Source organism: Oleiphilus sp. HI0080 (assembly GCF_001635135.1).
In genome coordinates, this window is the sequence record NZ_LWFU01000082.1 from 1 (window position 1) to 499 (window position 499).

The 499-nt window shown below is 49.1% G+C and carries 1 protein-coding gene; it reads left to right on the forward strand.

All coding sequences use genetic code 11. The features are described 5' to 3' along the window. On the forward strand, window positions 1–239 hold a 239-nt coding region (locus A3751_RS01075), incomplete at its 5' end, for a response regulator (RefSeq protein ID WP_156492157.1). Window positions 240–499: the final 260 nt, after the last annotated feature.

The following is a 499-nucleotide window of genomic DNA, read 5'->3' on the forward strand; positions in this document are numbered from 1 at the left end:
AACTGATCCTCATGGACTGCCAAATGCCCGAGATGGATGGATACGAGGCAACACTGCGGATTCGCGAAGGCGAAGCTGGAGAGACACATGCGAAGATTCCAATCATTGCCTTAACAGCCAACGCGATGATAGGCGATCGTGAACGCTGCCTAGAGGTTGGCATGAATGAGCACGTCGCCAAGCCTATCGAAGAAAGCGCTCTGAGAAACGTACTGTCCAGATGGATCCATACGCCGTAGCAACGTTTGGGTCATCGCCTGCGCGAAGTGCGGCTTTTTTGCATTGAGATGCATCAATCGCATACTCCACCCTCCCCCTTAAATAAACGCTTTCGTATTCAATGACGATCGCGCATCGAAAGTGGCGATCACCTCACATATGTTGCACACTCATGCTTTGATTTATACGTGTCGATGCGAGAAAAATGAAGGTAACGCTGGAGCGCAAGCACATATCGTCTCTCTCTAAAAGGAGTTTCATTTTTTGGCTATTACTCTGC